A 16,018-nucleotide genomic window follows, 5' to 3' on the forward strand; every position below is an offset into this window, starting at 1 on the left:
CGCTAAATTCTGAAAAAACCAATTCTGAAAAACCCATGCTTACCTACTCAACCCCCATAGAAAAACCAATTTTGTCTACAATGGGAGACAAATCTTTAGTGATTGCCGGTCGGCAGTTTAAATCACGGTTAATGACCGGCACCGGCAAGTATCGCAGCATAGAAGAAATGCAGCAAAGTGTAATAGAAAGCGGCTGTGAAATTGTGACGGTGGCGGTGAGACGGGTACAAACAAAAGCCGCCGGCCATGAAGGTTTAGCGGAGGCATTAGATTGGACAAAAATTTGGATGTTGCCGAATACTGCCGGTTGTCAAACCGCAGACGAAGCCATTCGCGTAGCAAGATTGGGGCGAGAAATGGCGAAGTTATTAGGGCAAGAAGACAATAATTTTATCAAGTTAGAAGTTATACCTGATTCTAAATATTTGCTACCAGATCCGATTGGAACTTTGCAAGCAGCGGAGCAATTAGTTAAGGAAGGTTTTGCAGTTTTGCCCTATATAAATGCTGACCCAATGTTAGCGAAACGCTTAGAAGAAATTGGCTGTGCAACGGTGATGCCTTTGGGTTCGCCGATAGGTTCAGGACGGGGAATTACGACGGCGGAAAATATTAGGATTATTATTGAGAGTACGAAAGTGCCGGTGGTGGTTGATGCCGGTATTGGAACGCCTTCGGAAGCGGCGCAGGCGATGGAAATGGGGGCTGATGCAGTGTTAATTAATAGTGCGATTGCCCTGGCAGAAAATGCCCCAGCGATGGCGAAGGCGATGGGGATGGCGGTTGAGGCGGGCCGGCTGGGTTATTTGGCTGGAAGGATGCCGGTGAAAACTGTCGCAAGTGCTAGTTCTCCCCTCACCGGCACGATTACAAGTTAGTCAATACTCAATGGTCATTTGTTAATTGTGATTTGACAAATGACCAATTCTGATAAAGTGGAGTAAGTAAAAAGACTGAGGTTAATATTCATGCCATATACCGAGGAAGAAGGCGGACGCCTGAACAACTTTGCAGTTGAGCCAAAAATCTATGAGGCTCAGCCTCCCAGCCAAACTCAACAAAAAAATTATCTGATTTTGGGAATTTTGGGGGCTGTGCTGGTGGCTGGTTTGATTTTTGTTGCTTTTTCTGTGTCAAAAATCGGCTGATAATAAACAATTTTCTTGAGTTTTTAATTTGTTGCTTTTTTTGCTTTGCCGGATGCCTAAAAATTAGGGATTCGGTTTTTTTAGTCTTTTATTTATGAGAAATTTTTTAAGGAAATCCCCGAATCCTGATTTTTAAATCAAAAGAGAAAATCCCGCTCTTATTGTTACGGATAACCGACTAAGCCGAAAATGAGAAAAGGTTTTTGTTAGTGGCGAGATACTTTTCTAGGAATTTGTCGAAGAAATTATGATTATCCTGATTCCCACAAAGACTTCCGTAGAAAGAATTGGAAGCTCTGATACGGACATCTTTTATGCGGATCTACACCGGTCTTTTTTTATTTAGCCTGCTGTTTGTCGGGTTAGCAGGACAGTTTCAAGGGGGTGCAAAAGTTGATGCAAGTTTGTCAGACGTTAATGTAAGCCAAACCGTTCAGGTGGAAACCGTACCGGATGATGATCATCGTGGTAGCGGAAGATTGGCTTAATTTTGATCGTGCCTTCTTTAATGATTAGCGACCTTTTTGAGGTTTCTTAAAACAATCTCTGAATATCTTTTTTTCCTTGCCCTATGCGGCTTTCTTCTTTGATAGGAAAGCGGCGTGGGGCAAAGGATTTTAAATTGATATTTTTTAATTAAAAATTTAAGATTTGAGCAGAAAGCCCTCTTTTTAAACACGCTTGGAGAGTGGGTTAAGTAGAAGCACTTAATTATTTGTAGGATGATTTTAGCGTAAGCCTTACCCATCAAAGCCTCTGTTGGGTTTCGTTCCTCTACCCACCCTACATTACACTCTTAGTTTAATTAAGTTGACTGACTTAATATTAAAGAAGCTGATAAAAAAAACAGGGAATATATGAGATTGTCAGAGAAATTTAATGAAGCGTTGATTTTTGCTGGAAAATTACACGCCACCCAAACTCGCAAAGCTAGTGAGATTCCTTACCTGGCGCATTTGTTGGGGGTGACGAGTATTGTTTTGGAATATGGGGGGGATGAGGAAGAAGCTATGGCGGCGCTTTTGCATGATGCTGTCGAAGATCAAGGCGGGGTGGCGACGCTGGAGGAAATACGCCGCTGCTTTGGGGAAAGGGTGGCGGAAATAGTGGCCGGTTGCACTGATACTACTACAACGCCTAAACCTCCTTGGCGAGAACGTAAAGAGGCTTATATTGCCCATATTCCAACGGCTTCAGCCTCGATTAGGTTGGTTTCTTGTGCAGATAAGTTGTATAATAGCCTGTCAATTGTCAAGGATTACCGGCTGGTGGGGGAGGAGGTTTGGAAGCGGTTTAAAGGGGGAAAAGAGGGCACGCTTTGGTATTATCGGGCGTTGGTGGAGGCGTTTTACAAAGCAGAGACGACTGCTCTTGTACAAGAATTAGATCGTGTTGTTTGCGAATTGGAACGTCTTGTTAGTTAATAATAAGGAATGGAGATAAGCAAATTTTTTCTCCATTCCCCAAACACTAATCACTAATTACTAATTACAAAATGTCTAATGTTCGTTTAGAAAATATTACGCGCCGGTTTGGCAATGTGACGGCAATTGAAGATATTAATTTAGCAATTCCCGATGGGGAGTTTTGCGTTTTGGTTGGGCCCTCTGGTTGTGGAAAGTCTACAATTATGCGGATGATTGCCGGTTTAGAAACTGCTACCTCTGGCAATATTTATATTGATGATAGTTTGGTAAATTCGGTGCCGGCAAGGGCGAGGGATGTGGCAATGGTGTTTCAAAATTATGCTCTTTATCCCCATAAAACTGTTGCGGAAAATTTGGCGTTTGGCTTACAAATGCGAAAGGTAGATCCGGGGATAATTAAAGAACAAGTTGAGACGGTGGCAAAGTCTTTGAATATTGCTCATTTATTAAATCGTAAACCAAAAGAATTATCAGGAGGACAACAGCAAAGGGTGGCGTTAGGACGGGCAATTGTGCGGAAACCGAAGGTTTTTTTGCTAGATGAACCTCTGTCAAATTTAGATGCACAATTACGGGATGATACGCGAGCAGAGTTAAAAGAATTGCATCAAAAAGTGGGGATTACGACTATTTATGTCACGCATGATCAGGTTGAGGCGATGACTTTGGCTGATAAAATTGTGGTGTTGAATGGGGGAAGAATTCAGCAAGTTGGAGAACCCCAAATGATTTATAACCGGCCTGCTAATCGGATGGTGGCTGAGTTTATTGGTAATCCACCAATGAATGTTTTTGCAGGGGTTTTTAATGGGATTGAATTTGAGGTTGGTGACCAGGTAATTAAGTGTTTACCGGCTGTTTTGGAGCAGGTGAGTGCGGTGGCTGGTCAAGGTTTTGATTTGGGAATTCGCCCGGAATTTATTAACATTTTTGCTTCAGAAAATCACTCGAATTCGGCTGAGTTAAAGGTTTTGGTTAAGGTGGTGGAACCTTTGGGGCGGGAGACTTTAATTCGGGTGAGTTTGGCTGGGGTTGATGGTTTTTTGAATTTGCTTTTACCGGCCTCTTTTCGTCCGGGGGTTGGGGAATGGATTTCGGTGTTTTTGGATTTGGATAATTTGTTTATTTTTGATGCTTCTACTGGGGAAAGGTTATTGCCGTTTTAGGCTTTTTTGGGTGCTGAGAATGGGGTTTAAAATGCTGTTGTCTTGGGATGGCTGAATGGTTTTTCGCCATTCCGTGATGCCGCCTTTTAAAACTACCATTTTCAGGCCGGTTTCTTGCAGAAGTTGATAGGCTTTATTGGAGCGCGGGCCTTTGGCACAATATAATACTAGGGTAGGTTTGGGTTCGGTGTTTGGAATGAGGTTAATTACTTGTTTAATTCCAAAACCGGCTTCGATATCTGTGATGGGAATAAGGGGGCTATTTCCGATGTGATCTTCTTGGTATTCTTCGGGGGTTCTGACGTCAATAAATATGACGCGATTGAGTTTGCCTTGTTGAATGTCGGCGGCGGTTATTTCTTCAACTTGCGTACCGGCAATTATGGCGGGGATATTAAAGACGTTGATGGCGATGGCGGTGGTAATTCCTAAAGCAAAAGCCGTTAAACACAAAATTAGAGGAAGTGTGCGAACACGCTGGGTGATTTTACTTAGCATTTTGGCGACTCCTATTATTATTGATGGGTCTAAGATAACACAAGGCCAGTTAAATTAATCAGGGTATTTTTGTTTCTGGAAAGGATAAAGAAGCTGTCCGAAATAGGTGGAAGGTACCGGCTGGGAAATGCCGTAGTTTTGGGGTTTTTTGTTGGGGGGTAGGTAAAATGTTCCAAAAATAATATCGATGATGGGGAGTTGGGCGGCAAAGTTTTTATGATGCGTTTCTGGGTAAAGGTTGTGGTGCCAGCGATGCAGTTGAGGGGTGACAAGAATGTAGTTGAGAAAGCCTAATTTTAAGTTCAGGTTTGCATGAATAAAAAATGCTTCAAAGGCGGAAAATAAGGCAAATAAGGTGAGTGTTTGTTGGTTGTATCCGAGCAGATAGATGGGGAAAATTTGGCAGATTTTGACAAAGATTTGATCGAGGGGATGGGCGCGTACTGCTGCTAACCAGTCGATGTGTTTTCCGCTGTGGTGGATGCTGTGAAATTTCCATAACCAGGGGATACTGTGGGTGAGCCGGTGGGCTGTATAATAACCAAGTTCCCCGATAATAATTGTTTGGATAAGTTGCAGCCACACCGGCTGATTAGCAATGAAGTTTTGCAGGTTTGGGTTAATTAAGTTTTTGAGAAAATAGGCGAGGAAAATGCTACTGATTAGCCAAAGTGTGCTGCGTCCAATAAAGTAGCCGGTGAGGTAATAAACTCCATCGGTTATCCACCCCGGACGAAAGATTTTTTGGGGGTGTAATGCAAAAAATCTCTCTAGGGGAACTAAGATTAAAAACAGCAGAAAAAAGCCTTTGAATGCCTCAACAATCATATTATCTTTCTGGGTAAGGATAAATTTGTTGGGTGTTGGGGTCGCAGGTTGGTTTATTATTTATAAAGGTGGGATTTGCCGGTTGAATTTTGCCGGCTTTTTCGGCTTCGCAAACAATTTCTTTAAAAAGAATTTCGTCTTTTGCTGTCGGAGATTTTGAGGGTACTAAGAAAACAGCACTGACATAACTTTTTGTAGTGTTTAAGCCTTGTTTTGAGATGGCGTAGTGATAGCTGGCGTTGCCGGTGCTGCGGAGAGAATAGGAGTAATTATTTGTTTCAGTTTTAATGCCAATTTCTAATGCTTGGATATCTTTTGCGAAAGATTTGTTCTCTAAATAATAGGCTTGTTGGGCGCGGTTCATTACGCCTACATTTTGTCGCGCTTCTACTTGTCTGGCTTTGTTTCCGCATCCAGCCAGTTCAGTAAAGAAACTAGGGACGAAAATTAAAAAACCCATACTTCCAAAAAATACCAGGCTGCGTATTAATAACCCCGGAAATTTTTTAGGGCGTTGGTAGGGTGTGGGGGTTTCTGGGGGGTTGGTTTCGGGTTTGAGAGAATCCTTTTTTTGCTTGAGTTGCATAATTTTCTCCTCGGCGCGGGTAGATGTTGTTTTTTTACTACCCGTTGGGGTTAGCATTTTTCGGAGACACCGGCCTTTTTTTTCCCAGGGGTAGTTAAAGCTTTCTGGTGTTTGCACCACAGATAAGTTTTCCGTTTTGCTCAACCGGCTCGGCTGGCTTTTTTGGCCCCGGAGAATTTGCTTCGCAAACAATGGCTTCAGTTATTCCTCCCTGGGAATTTTTGACGTTAAAAACACCACCCACATAGCTTTTTAAACGAGGATCACGGGGGATGGCGTAGTGAAATGCAGCTTTGCCAACAACTCGCATTACATAGCTGTAATTTTCGGTTGTATTTTTGATGCCAATGCCTAATTTTTCCAGGGAGTTAGTAAATTTCTCATATTCAATAAAATAGGCTTGTTGAGCGCGATTCATTGCCCCAACGTAATTTTTTCCTTCTGATTGTTTGGCGCGAATTGTTTGCTGTTGTAATATTTCAATTAAAGATGGTTCTTGCAAAGCCAAAGCGGGTAAAACTTGAGGCAAGAAAATTAATGTGCCCCAAGTTCCCACAGTTCCTAGCACTCCGGCACAAATTAACCGGCCAAATTGTTTTTTTAGCAAAAAAGCAGATTTTGAGGTTTTTTGTGATGGTAGGTGCATAGGTTTAATTTACACGGCTTGTTTTTGCTGATACTGTTTTATCTCACCAGGGGCAACGGTGCCAAATTCGGTGATAATGCCGGTGATTAATTCGGCAGGGGTGACGTCAAAGGCAGGGTTATAAAACTCTACACCAACCGGCGTAATTCTTGTATCTCCAACTTGATACACTTCCACTGGATCGCGTTCTTCAATGGGAATTTGCGAACCATCAGAAAGGGAAAAATCAATGGTGGAAAGCGGCGCCGCTACAAAGAAAGGAATTTTGTGCGCTTTGGCAACAATTGCTAAACTGTAAGTGCCAATTTTATTAGCTGCATCGCCATTTGCTGTAATGCGATCTGCGCCAACAACAACGGCATCAATTAAGCCTTGTTTCATGCAATGAGCAGCCATATTATCGCTGATTAATGTGACAGGAATTCCCTCTTGTACACACTCCCAAGCTGTTAGTTTTGCGCCTTGTAAACGGGGGCGAGTTTCGTCTGCATAAACTCGCGCAAGCCGGCCGGCACTCCAAGCCGAACGAATCACACCAACAGCAGTACCATAACCGGCAGTTGCTAAAGCACCGGCATTACAATGAGTTAAAATCCGCAATTTATCAGGAATTTGTGGCAAAGCTTTTAAGCCATGTTCTCCGATATCTTTGCAGGTTTGTAAGTCTTCGGCGTGAATAATTTTTGCCGTTTCTAGTAAGACATTTTTGAGGTGTTCCACCGGCCCAATTGTTGACCTTGCCGTGTTCATCATTCGGGTGATTGCCCAAAATAAATTTACGGCAGTTGGACGAGTTGATCGCAAGATTTCCGCAATGTTTTCTAGCTGATTTAAAAACTCTGTGCGGTCGTTTGTTTGCAGTTCTCTCGCACCCAAATATAACCCGTAGGCAGCAGAAACTCCGATAGCCGGTGCGCCTCGCACTATCATGGTTTTAATGGCATTTGCCATGCTTTGATAGTCGCAAATTTCCACAACAGTATATTCTGCCGGCAGTCGCGTTTGGTCGATGAGTAAAACGCGGTCTTCTTTCCAAATGATGGGGTTAACTTCCGTGATCGAGGCAGTCATAGAGGTTTTTGAGATGACATCTTATTTTACAACATCGTGTTTTGTTTCCAACCGGCTACGCGTTATTTTTCGGCATAAAATAAACCGTAGCCGGCAATCCCAACTTTTAGTAATTTATATTGAGCAACTCCAGCGCCAGCATTTTTGTCTAAAACTTGCAGAGTTTTGGAATTTTTCTTTAAAAGTTTCACCAGCTTTAAAAGCGGATAAGTAAACCGGCACATATTGTAAAGTTTTTGGGAAGAGGGAGTTACTTGTTCGGTTTTATCCCAAAAGTTGATATTTTGAAAGCCGGCAATTTCTAAATCTTTGTGGAATTCTGGGATTAAACTTGTGGCCGGTAATGCCAGTCCTTCTTCAAATTTATGGAGGTTGATTTCTTCTTCTGGCGTTTGGGGTTGCCGTTTTCTAAAGCCATCACATACCAAAACTCGCCCGTCGTTTTTTAGCAGCCTATAGGCTTCTTTTAAAAATTCCAGTTTAACATTGGCATGACAGACACTTTCTAAACCCCACACCACATCAAAAGAACTATCAGCAAAGCCGGTGTTTGTAAAATCTTTTCTATAAAATTCTGTCAATTTTTCGACACCATTTTCTTTAGCAAGTTTGGTGGCTTCTTGCTGTTGCTTTTGGCTGAGGGTAATGCCAATGACTTTACAGCCGATATTTTTTGCTAACCAAATTGAACTGCCACCAACACCACAACCGGCATCTAAAACAACATCATAAGCTTTAATATTGCCGGTTTCTGCCATAAATTTGTTTGTATTGATAAATGCTTCATGTAACGTTTTTGTGTCTTGTTCCCACAAACCATAATGCAGAGAATAACTATTTGAGCTTTTATACCAGTGTTTTTGATAAGACCCCAAGGTAACATCGTAATATTCAGCAATTTTTGCAGTTTCCATTTTTGTTGTGATGGTTTTTGTTGTTAATTTTACGTTTTTCTCAAAACCTTGTCAAGTTTTAGGGTGGGCAGAGCCCACCTTTATTTCAACTATTTAACAGGGGATAATTGCGGACTAAAGGTTTTAAGAATGCGGTCAGCAATTTGGGCGGGAGTTAAGCCTAAATCAACTTTTGATTCGTTGGGTTCGGCATGATCAACGAGGATGTCAGGAACACCAATTCGCATAACTGGCACCAAGACATTATTATCCTGTAAAGCTTCCGTAACGGCGGAACCAAAACCACCCATCGTGCAGCCTTCTTCGAGGGTAACAACGCGACCAATTTGTTTAGCCAGAGGTGCAATTAATTCGGTATCTAAAGGCTTGACAAAACGGGCGTTTACGACAGTAGCTTTTATGCCATGTTCGCTGAGAAGTTCTGCTACTTGAAGAGCAGGATTTACCATTGAACCATAACCCAATAAAAGCACATCATCGCCGTGTCGTAAAATTTCGGCTTTTCCGATGGGCAATTCTTCCCAGCCTTCATCCATTAAGGGTACGCCATAACCGTTGCCACGCGGGTAACGCATGGCGATGGGGCCGGCAGTATAGTTGATGCCGGTGAGGAGCATTCTTTGTAATTCGCCTTCATCTTTTGGTGCCATTATTACCATATTGGGAATGCAACGGAGGAAGGAAATGTCATACATTCCTTGGTGTGTGGGGCCGTCTGCGCCAACAATTCCAGCCCGATCTAGGCAGAAAAAGACTGGTAAATTTTGGATGCAAACGTCGTGGATAATTTGGTCGTAGGCGCGTTGTAAAAATGTGGAATAAATTGCTACAACGGGGCGTATTCCTTCGCAGGCTAAACCGGCTGCTAGGGTGACGGCGTGTTGTTCGGCAATACCCACATCGATGTATTGTTTTGGTAATTTTGCTTGCAATTTATCGAGGCCGGTGCCGGTTGCCATTGCGGCAGTTATTCCGACTACTTTGGGGTTTTCTTCGGCAATTTTGATGAGGGTTTCTGCAAAGACTTTTGAATAGGCGGGGGGTTTGGGTTTGTTGGAGGGAATGGCTTTGCCGGTGGCTAAGTTAAAGGGGTTTTGGGCATGATAACCGACTTGATCTTTTTCGGCGATTGCGTAACCTTTTCCTTTGACGGTGGCGACGTGAACTAAGACGGGGCCGGTCATTTTATGGGCTTGTTTGAAGGTAGTGATTAATTCTTCTAAATTGTGTCCGTCCACCGGCCCAATATAGGTAAAACCAAGTTCTTCAAAAACAGCGCCAACTTTGGGAACTGCAAGGCGTTTCATGCCTTCTTTGAGGCGTTGCATTTCGGGGGTGAATGTTTCGCCAACAAAGGGGATGTGTTTAAATTGTTCCTCTAAATTATCGGTGAGGAATTGCATGGGAGGAGAGAGGCGCATTTTGTTAAGATAACGAGGAATTGCGCCGACGTTTGGTGAGATTGACATTTCGTTGTCGTTGAGGACAACTAAAAGGTTTGTTTTGGGTAAATGACCGGCATGATTAATTGCTTCTAATGCCATGCCGCCGGTGAGTGCTCCGTCGCCAATAATGGCAGCAACTTTGTAATTTTCGCCTTGTAAATCTCGCGCTAATGCCATTCCTAATCCGGCGGAAATACTGGTGGAGGCGTGACCGGCACCGAAGTGATCAAATTGATTTTCGCAGCGTTTTAAATAGCCGGCAATTCCATCTTTTTGTCGCAGGGTGTGGAAGTCGTTGTAACGTCCGGTGAGCAGTTTGTGGGGATAGGCTTGATGGCCCACATCCCAGATTACTTTGTCGTGGTCGAGGTCGAGGGTTTGGTAGAGGGCGATGGTGAGTTCAACGACTCCTAAACCAGGGCCAAGATGTCCGCCGCTAGCGGCGACGGTTTCGAGGTGTTTTTCCCGAATTTGACGAGCGATTTGTTCAAGTTGGTGGATTGACAAACCGTGTAATTCGTTGGGATGTGTGAGTTCACTTAGGTGCATATTGATTCCCTGTTTAAGTGATGGTTTTTTCTGCCTGGTAATTAAATAAACAAAAACCTTCAATTGTCCCTGGCTGATGGCTGGGGCCGGTTTGATGGCTCTGTTTTCTAGGTTAATTCAATCTCACTGCTTTTATTCGCCTAATGTGAAATTTTTTAGCTGCTGTTGTGCTTCTGAGGGAAAAAACTTGATTGGTGAGGGAAACTATAAATGATAAAAATTGATTTTGATGTGTGTGATACTTCTTTGTTTTGGGCCGGTTGGTACAATTGTCCTTTATTTCAATTTCACAAGGCAACGATTGCTTAAAATTGGCAATACCATTGATAATTTTTGGGGGTTACTATGCAAAATCTAAATAAAAATTCCAAACCGAAGCATATTGTTTTAACTTCTCATCCTTCGCGTTTTGGCCCGAAACCGATTGCGATTCATTGGGGTGAAAATGAGCCGAGCAAACGGGGGCCGGTAATTGCAACTTGTACAAATCCTGCTCATCGTAATGTTATTGGTACTCATGCGGGTTCTTATGCTGTTTATCGTGCGTTGGCGGTGGCGGGAGGTAAGTTACAATCAAGTCATCGTGCAGATTTGACGAATACTTCGCCGACGGAAAAAATTGGGCCTCATCCAAGTTGGGGAGATGGAGAAAAAATTGTTTCTCTCGATCCTTTTGGGGCAATTGTTGGTGATGTTTTTGCTGATTTCTATGAGCGGGGTTATGATATTCGTCCGACAATTGCTATCACAAAGGCTCATATTAATATGCCAGAATTACAAGCAGCAATTGCGGCGGGCCGGTTGCCGGTTGATGGTAAAATTGTTAAGGAGGGTGGGGATTTGGTTGTGACAAAGGCGGCGATTGAGCCGGTGTGGTTTTTACCGGGAATTGCTAAACGTTTTGGGGTGGAAGAAAGTTTGTTAAGGCGGACGTTGTTTGAGCAAACCGGCGGGATGTTTCCTGAGTTGGTGACTCGCTCTGATTTGAAGGTTTTTTTACCTCCAATTGGGGGGATGACTGTTTATATTTTTGGCGATATTTCGGCGATTTCTGATCGTAGTAAATCGGTGGCTGTGCGCGTGCATGATGAGTGTAATGGTTCGGATGTTTTTGGCTCGGATATTTGCACTTGTCGGCCTTATTTGGTACACGGAATTGAGGTATGTTTGCAAATGGCTCAATCGGGGGGTGTGGGAATTATTGTTTATTTCCGTAAGGAGGGTCGTGCTTTGGGTGAGGTGACGAAATTTTTGGTTTATAATGCTCGCAAACGGCAGGAGGGGGGAGATCGTGCAGATGCCTATTTTACGCGCACAGAATGTGTGGCGGGGGTGCAAGATATGCGGTTTCAAGAGTTGATGCCGGATGTGTTGCATTGGTTGGGAATTACGAAAATTGATCGGTTGGTTTCGATGAGTGATATGAAATATAATGCGATTGTTAATTCAGGAATTGAGGTGATAGAAAGAGTAGCCATTCCAGAGGAGTTAATTCCCCCCGATGCTCAAGTAGAAATTGCGGCGAAAAAGGCGGCGGGTTATTATACGGTGGGTGAGGTGCCGGATGGGGAAATGTTGACGGAAATTGTGGGGCGGAATTTGATTTAGGTTAGGCCGGTATTCCAGCAGGCGGGTTTTAGCCGGCCCGCCATTTATACTAAGTTTCTAAAAAGGGGCTATAATTGTTTTAGGTTATTTTTTGAGGAAGTTATTATGACTGGTTTTGTGCAGTTACCAAATAATAATTTTACGTTTCAGGTTTTGCTAGATAAGGTAAGCGATGGGAAAGTTAGGGCAACAATTCTCGGTTTTCCTGATTGTAAAGTTGAGGCATCTACAAAAGAGGAGGCTTTGAAAGAAATTAAAGAATTGTTGAAGAAACGTTTAGAAAATAGTGAGATTGTGTCGGTGGAAATTGAGCCGGTGAAACCTAATCCTTGGCTGGCAATTGCCGGTAAATATAAAGACGATCCACTTTTCGATGAATTTTTGGCAGATATGGAAGCACATCGCCGACAAGAGGATGCACAAACCAACAAACAACCAGAGTATGAAGAGTGGGAAAAAGCGGCTATAGAACTCAAAAATAATCCTTTATTTGAGGAAGTTTTAGGATATATTGGAGAAGCTCGGCGTGAACTTGATGGCGAAATGGAAATAGATAATGATGAATTAGAAGTACCAGCAAAAGTCAAGTGACTAGATACATACTCGATACAGATCATGTCTCTCTGTTACAACAGTTTCACCCGCTTATCCGCCAGCGGGTAAAAACTATTCAATCTCAAAATATTGGGATAACAGTAGTGACGATTGAAGAACAAATGCGGGGATGGCTGAATGCTATTCGCCAAGCTTCTCAAGCTTCTCAATCAGAAAAATTAATTGCGGCTTACGCGGGGGTGCGGAATTCTGTAATTTTTTTCAAACCGTTCGAGATTTTGGAATTTACAGAAGAGGCAAATAATCGTTATATAGAGTTACGCCGGCAACTGAGAAGGCTGGGTACTCAAGATTTACGAATTGCCTCCATTGTACTTTCTGTAAATGGGATTATCGTTACCAGAAACAACCGCGATTTTTCTCAAATACCAGAGTTAGTTTTGGAAGATTGGACAGTTTAACTAAGTTAAAAAATCAGGAGTGCAACTTTGGATAAAAAAGCAAAAGACATCATTAATTATTTAAGATCACCGGCAGCCATTCGCCAATGCTGCAAACAAATATTTAACCTCGGATGTGAAGATAAACTGCGTTATTTTCGCTGCAACCTCAATCAATTAGATGCTGTTGCAGAGTATGTTATTGGAGTTATAAAACAAGACTACCCCGATTTAAACATTCCGTTTCATTCACGGTGGCGACATTTTGAGTGCGGTGGTGTGCGGCGCGTGGCACAGCTAGAAGAAAAATTAAGGCATTTGGCAATCGTTGAAAAGGCAAAAATTAAGTTTGATTTGGCAATTGTCAGCGTGTTGTTAGATGCCGGTGCCGGTGGCGAGTGGAAATATTATGAAAAAGAAACAAACCAAACTTTTCAGCGTTCCGAAGGTTTAGCAATTGCCAGTTTTCGGATGTTTTGCAATGGCAAATTTTCCCGTAACCCCCAGCAACCTCTACAAGCTGATGCGTTTGGGTTGGAAAATTTATCAGAGTCGAGTTTAGCTGAGGGTTTTCAGGTAAATGAAAATAACCCGATTGTTGGCTTAAATGGCCGATTGCAACTATTGCAAAGATTGGGAAAAATTTTGCAAAACTATCCTGAATTTTTTGGCGCTGAAAAGCCGCGTTTGGGAAATTTAGTAACCTATTTGGTAAATCAAGCACAAAATGGCACACTGCAAGCATCAATGGTTTTGCAGACAATCTTAGAAAGTTTAGGGGAAATTTGGCCGGGTAGATATACAATAAATGGGGTAAATTTGGGCGATGTTTGGCCTCATTATGCGTTGCAGGGAAATGATTTAGGGGCTGAGTATGTGCCGTTTCATAAACTTTCGCAGTGGTTGACTTATTCGCTGTTGGAACCTTTGGAAGAATTGGGTTTAAAAATAACAGGATTAGATGAATTAACCGGCTTGCCAGAGTATAGAAATGGCGGGCTTTGTTTAGATTTAGGCATACTCGAAATCAAAGATGAGGGTATTTTGCAAAAATCTCATTTACCCAATTCAGAAATCATTATTGAATGGCGAGCATTAACGGTGATTTTACTTGACCGGCTGGCTGATACTATCCGCCAAAAACTAGGTAAGAGTGCGGCAGATTTACCATTAGTGAAAGTTTTACAGGGGGGAACTTGGACGGCGGGGAGAAAAATTGCTGCTGAGTTAAGAAAAGGTGGCGTTTCTCCGATTACAATTGAAAGTGATGGTACGGTTTTTTAAGGAAAAATTATGAGCGCAAAAGTAACAGTGATTGAGCATCCATTAATTCAGCATAAGCTTACGCTGATGAGGAAAACAGACACCAGCACCGCGAAATTTCGAGATTTGCTCAAAGAAATCGGGATGTTGTTGGCGTATGAAGTTACGCGAGATTTGCCATTAAAATTTGAAGCAATAAAAACGCCTCTTGCTGAGATGAATGCTCCCGTTTTGGCAGCGGATAAAAAGCTTGTTTTAGTGTCAATTATGCGAGCAGGACAAGGCATTTTAGATGGGATGCTGGAACTGATGCCATCGGCGCGGGTGGGACATATTGGGTTATATAGAGATCCGCATACTTTGGTGCCGGTGGAGTATTATTTTAAGGTTCCCCATGATATTGAAGAAAGGGATATTTTGGTGGTTGATCCAATGATGGCAACCGGCAATTCTGCGGTGGCGGCGGTAAGCAGATTAAAAGAGGCGAATCCGCGTTCAATTAAGTTTATTTGTTTGCTGGCGGCACCGGAGGGAATTGAGTATTTTCAGAGTGTACATTCGGAGGTTCCGATATTTACGGCGGCGATTGATGAGCGCTTAGATGAACATGGTTATATTATCCCTGGTTTGGGTGATGCGGGGGATCGGTTGTACGGAACGAAATAAGTTGAATTTTGGCCGGCAGGGGGTTTTATGTTGGTGTCTCTGTCGGTTATATTTGGAGATGTTGTTATTTAATAAAAAGGCGATGATGATTAAAAATAATCTGATTGAGGTGGAGACTGGGGCGGGAATTGGTATTTATAACATTACTGATCAAATTGTGGAAATTCTGAAAAATTCTGGAATTCAGAACGGGCAGATTTTGGTATTTTCTCGTCATACAACGACTGCTTTAGCGATTAATGAATATGAGAAAAGATTGCTTGAGGATATTAAGGTTTATTTGCGAAAGTTGGCACCGGAAAATGATAAATATTTACATAATGATTTGCATTTAAGGGTTGTTCCGCCGGATGAGCCGGAGAATGCTCACTCTCACTTGATGGCGATGACTTTGAGTACAAGTGAGGTGGTGCCGGTGGTTGATGGCAAGTTAGGGTTGGGGACGTGGCAATCTGTGTTATTTTTTGAGTTGGATGGGCCCCGAACTCGCACAGTTTTGGTGCAAATTAGTGGGGAGTGAGTTTTATTTTTACTAACTTTTCTCCAGCCAATTTCTCTCATTTGATAATTCTTGTGCCACTTCTAATGCCAACTGTTTACGAACTTAATAAGAGGAAATTACCGCACAATTAGGTTGCCAATTTCGCAGCCACATCAACAAATTAATATTGCCCCTGCGAATGTAGGCTTGATAGCAGTAGGTTGGGTTAAGGGAAGCGAAACCCAACCTGTTTATCCTCAATCCATAAAAGCCAAAAAACTATTAATTATTTAACGCCCTTCTCGCCAGCTTTGCATAGCTCTTAATCGTCTCATAATTTAACCCCAAATTCTCCGCAATCTCCTGTGCTACCAACTCTTTATGAAGCTGCTCTAAATAAAGCCTCCAGAATAAAATCGTAGGAAGTAAGAGAAAATATCTATTACCAAAAACATTTGATCCAAAAACCAAGCGTGCAATTTTACAGCATACTGTGGCACACTCCTTATAAGCCGGCCAACTAGGCCCAAAAGCCATCGCTTTACCTCACCTCACTCTATATTATTATCTCAACCTTACCGCACTTGCATACCCCTGCGGGGATTTTTATACCTAATTCCACCCGACAAACCTTGACAGAAAACACCCCTTGAGATATGTCTTCCAAATTTTTTAAATATTCAAATTTACCCCAGTATGATATGGTTTTAGATCCGCTCATCTTTTC

General features: G+C 42.6%; 18 protein-coding genes. 11 read left to right on the forward strand and 7 right to left on the reverse strand.

Annotation, left to right across the window (positions count from 1 at the left end):
- The first annotated feature begins 35 nt into the window (after nucleotides 1–35).
- The 5 genes from NG798_RS12365 to NG798_RS12385 all read left to right on the forward strand — a co-directional run bounded on the left by NG798_RS12365 (nucleotide 36) and on the right by NG798_RS12385 (nucleotide 3,741).
- Nucleotides 36–878: a thiazole synthase gene (locus NG798_RS12365; protein WP_317619594.1), complete on the forward strand. Its 843-nt coding sequence runs from the start codon at nucleotides 36–38 to the stop codon at nucleotides 876–878.
- A 90-nt stretch (nucleotides 879–968) separates the two neighbouring features.
- On the forward strand, nucleotides 969–1,148 hold the full coding sequence (psb34, locus tag NG798_RS12370; RefSeq protein ID WP_261222970.1) for a photosystem II assembly protein Psb34: 180 nt from the start codon (nucleotides 969–971) through the stop codon (nucleotides 1,146–1,148).
- Between the two features lie 314 nt (nucleotides 1,149–1,462).
- Nucleotides 1,463–1,636, forward strand: a complete 174-nt coding sequence (locus tag NG798_RS12375; RefSeq protein WP_261222972.1) for a hypothetical protein — start codon at nucleotides 1,463–1,465, stop codon at nucleotides 1,634–1,636.
- A 369-nt stretch (nucleotides 1,637–2,005) separates the two neighbouring features.
- Nucleotides 2,006–2,572 carry an HD domain-containing protein gene (locus NG798_RS12380; RefSeq protein ID WP_261222973.1) on the forward strand — a complete coding sequence of 189 codons (567 nt, stop codon included), beginning with the start codon at nucleotides 2,006–2,008 and terminating at the stop codon, nucleotides 2,570–2,572.
- A gap of 71 nt (nucleotides 2,573–2,643) precedes the next feature.
- Nucleotides 2,644–3,741 (forward strand): ABC transporter ATP-binding protein, encoded by a 1,098-nt coding sequence (locus NG798_RS12385; protein ID WP_261222976.1) that lies wholly within the window; start codon nucleotides 2,644–2,646, stop codon nucleotides 3,739–3,741.
- On the opposite strand, the gene NG798_RS12390 is transcribed toward NG798_RS12385, so the two are convergent.
- The 7 genes from NG798_RS12390 to dxs form a co-directional block, all read right to left on the reverse strand.
- Complete coding sequence (locus NG798_RS12390) at nucleotides 3,727–4,239, reverse strand: rhodanese-like domain-containing protein (protein WP_261222978.1); 513 nt, start codon at nucleotides 4,237–4,239, stop codon at nucleotides 3,727–3,729. The two genes, NG798_RS12385 and NG798_RS12390, sit on opposite strands and share 15 nt — an antisense overlap.
- Before the next feature lie 54 nt (nucleotides 4,240–4,293).
- A complete protein-coding gene (locus NG798_RS12395; RefSeq protein ID WP_261222979.1) occupies nucleotides 4,294–5,067 on the reverse strand; it encodes a sterol desaturase family protein in 774 nt (257 codons plus the stop codon).
- 1 nt (nucleotide 5,068) lies between these two features.
- On the reverse strand, nucleotides 5,069–5,773 hold the full coding sequence (locus NG798_RS12400; RefSeq protein WP_261222980.1) for a type IV pilin-like G/H family protein: 705 nt from the start codon (nucleotides 5,771–5,773) through the stop codon (nucleotides 5,069–5,071).
- Complete coding sequence (locus NG798_RS12405; RefSeq protein ID WP_261222981.1) at nucleotides 5,748–6,299, reverse strand: type IV pilin-like G/H family protein; 552 nt, start codon at nucleotides 6,297–6,299, stop codon at nucleotides 5,748–5,750. The genes NG798_RS12400 and NG798_RS12405 overlap by 26 nt, the downstream gene beginning before the upstream one ends.
- A 9-nt stretch (nucleotides 6,300–6,308) precedes the next feature.
- Nucleotides 6,309–7,370 carry an S-methyl-5-thioribose-1-phosphate isomerase gene (mtnA, locus tag NG798_RS12410; RefSeq protein WP_261222983.1) on the reverse strand — a complete coding sequence of 354 codons (1,062 nt, stop codon included), beginning with the start codon at nucleotides 7,368–7,370 and terminating at the stop codon, nucleotides 6,309–6,311.
- A gap of 62 nt (nucleotides 7,371–7,432) precedes the next feature.
- A complete protein-coding gene (locus NG798_RS12415; RefSeq protein WP_261222985.1) occupies nucleotides 7,433–8,284 on the reverse strand; it encodes a cyclopropane-fatty-acyl-phospholipid synthase family protein in 852 nt (283 codons plus the stop codon).
- A gap of 89 nt (nucleotides 8,285–8,373) precedes the next feature.
- On the reverse strand, nucleotides 8,374–10,278 hold the full coding sequence (gene dxs, locus NG798_RS12420) for a 1-deoxy-D-xylulose-5-phosphate synthase (RefSeq protein ID WP_261222994.1): 1,905 nt from the start codon (nucleotides 10,276–10,278) through the stop codon (nucleotides 8,374–8,376).
- A 345-nt stretch (nucleotides 10,279–10,623) separates the two neighbouring features.
- Here dxs and NG798_RS12425 point away from each other — a divergent pair, with 345 nt between their 5' ends.
- From NG798_RS12425 to NG798_RS12450, 6 genes are all read left to right on the forward strand, one after another.
- Entirely contained in the window at nucleotides 10,624–11,886 is a 1,263-nt protein-coding gene (locus tag NG798_RS12425) for a GTP cyclohydrolase II (RefSeq protein ID WP_261222996.1), read from the forward strand.
- Between the two features lie 105 nt (nucleotides 11,887–11,991).
- The gene (locus NG798_RS12430) at nucleotides 11,992–12,477 is read left to right on the forward strand and encodes a type II toxin-antitoxin system HicB family antitoxin (protein WP_261222998.1); all 486 of its coding nucleotides are present in this window, start codon (nucleotides 11,992–11,994) and stop codon (nucleotides 12,475–12,477) included.
- Complete coding sequence (locus tag NG798_RS12435; RefSeq protein WP_261223000.1) at nucleotides 12,474–12,902, forward strand: type II toxin-antitoxin system VapC family toxin; 429 nt, start codon at nucleotides 12,474–12,476, stop codon at nucleotides 12,900–12,902. The genes NG798_RS12430 and NG798_RS12435 overlap by 4 nt, the downstream gene beginning before the upstream one ends.
- Nucleotides 12,903–12,929: 27 nt before the next feature.
- Nucleotides 12,930–14,165: a URC4/urg3 family protein gene (locus NG798_RS12440; protein WP_261223002.1), complete on the forward strand. Its 1,236-nt coding sequence runs from the start codon at nucleotides 12,930–12,932 to the stop codon at nucleotides 14,163–14,165.
- Between the two features lie 9 nt (nucleotides 14,166–14,174).
- Complete coding sequence (upp, locus tag NG798_RS12445) at nucleotides 14,175–14,810, forward strand: uracil phosphoribosyltransferase (RefSeq protein WP_261223004.1); 636 nt, start codon at nucleotides 14,175–14,177, stop codon at nucleotides 14,808–14,810.
- Nucleotides 14,811–14,892: 82 nt separating this feature from the next.
- On the forward strand, nucleotides 14,893–15,330 hold the full coding sequence (locus NG798_RS12450) for a secondary thiamine-phosphate synthase enzyme YjbQ (RefSeq protein ID WP_261223006.1): 438 nt from the start codon (nucleotides 14,893–14,895) through the stop codon (nucleotides 15,328–15,330).
- The last annotated feature ends 688 nt before the right edge of the window (nucleotides 15,331–16,018 follow it).

This window comes from Ancylothrix sp. D3o (assembly GCF_025370775.1).
Taxonomy (GTDB): domain Bacteria; phylum Cyanobacteriota; class Cyanobacteriia; order Cyanobacteriales; family Oscillatoriaceae; genus Ancylothrix.

What these genes read in the sequence shown, in the direction of transcription:
- NG798_RS12365 (WP_317619594.1), top strand. Translation starts at nt 36, where the DNA reads ATGCTTACCTACTCAACCCCCATAGAAAAACCAATTTTGTCTACAATG.
- psb34 (WP_261222970.1), top strand. Translation starts at nt 969, where the DNA reads ATGCCATATACCGAGGAAGAAGGCGGACGCCTGAACAACTTTGCAGTT.
- NG798_RS12375 (WP_261222972.1), top strand. Translation starts at nt 1,463, where the DNA reads ATGCGGATCTACACCGGTCTTTTTTTATTTAGCCTGCTGTTTGTCGGG.
- NG798_RS12380 (WP_261222973.1), top strand. Translation starts at nt 2,006, where the DNA reads ATGAGATTGTCAGAGAAATTTAATGAAGCGTTGATTTTTGCTGGAAAA.
- NG798_RS12385 (WP_261222976.1), top strand. Translation starts at nt 2,644, where the DNA reads ATGTCTAATGTTCGTTTAGAAAATATTACGCGCCGGTTTGGCAATGTG.
- NG798_RS12390 (WP_261222978.1), bottom strand. Translation starts at nt 4,239, where the DNA reads ATGCTAAGTAAAATCACCCAGCGTGTTCGCACACTTCCTCTAATTTTG.
- NG798_RS12395 (WP_261222979.1), bottom strand. Translation starts at nt 5,067, where the DNA reads ATGATTGTTGAGGCATTCAAAGGCTTTTTTCTGCTGTTTTTAATCTTA.
- NG798_RS12405 (WP_261222981.1), bottom strand. Translation starts at nt 6,299, where the DNA reads ATGCACCTACCATCACAAAAAACCTCAAAATCTGCTTTTTTGCTAAAA.
- mtnA (WP_261222983.1), bottom strand. Translation starts at nt 7,370, where the DNA reads ATGACTGCCTCGATCACGGAAGTTAACCCCATCATTTGGAAAGAAGAC.
- NG798_RS12415 (WP_261222985.1), bottom strand. Translation starts at nt 8,284, where the DNA reads ATGGAAACTGCAAAAATTGCTGAATATTACGATGTTACCTTGGGGTCT.
- dxs (WP_261222994.1), bottom strand. Translation starts at nt 10,278, where the DNA reads ATGCACCTAAGTGAACTCACACATCCCAACGAATTACACGGTTTGTCA.
- NG798_RS12425 (WP_261222996.1), top strand. Translation starts at nt 10,624, where the DNA reads ATGCAAAATCTAAATAAAAATTCCAAACCGAAGCATATTGTTTTAACT.
- NG798_RS12430 (WP_261222998.1), top strand. Translation starts at nt 11,992, where the DNA reads ATGACTGGTTTTGTGCAGTTACCAAATAATAATTTTACGTTTCAGGTT.
- upp (WP_261223004.1), top strand. Translation starts at nt 14,175, where the DNA reads ATGAGCGCAAAAGTAACAGTGATTGAGCATCCATTAATTCAGCATAAG.
- NG798_RS12450 (WP_261223006.1), top strand. Translation starts at nt 14,893, where the DNA reads ATGATGATTAAAAATAATCTGATTGAGGTGGAGACTGGGGCGGGAATT.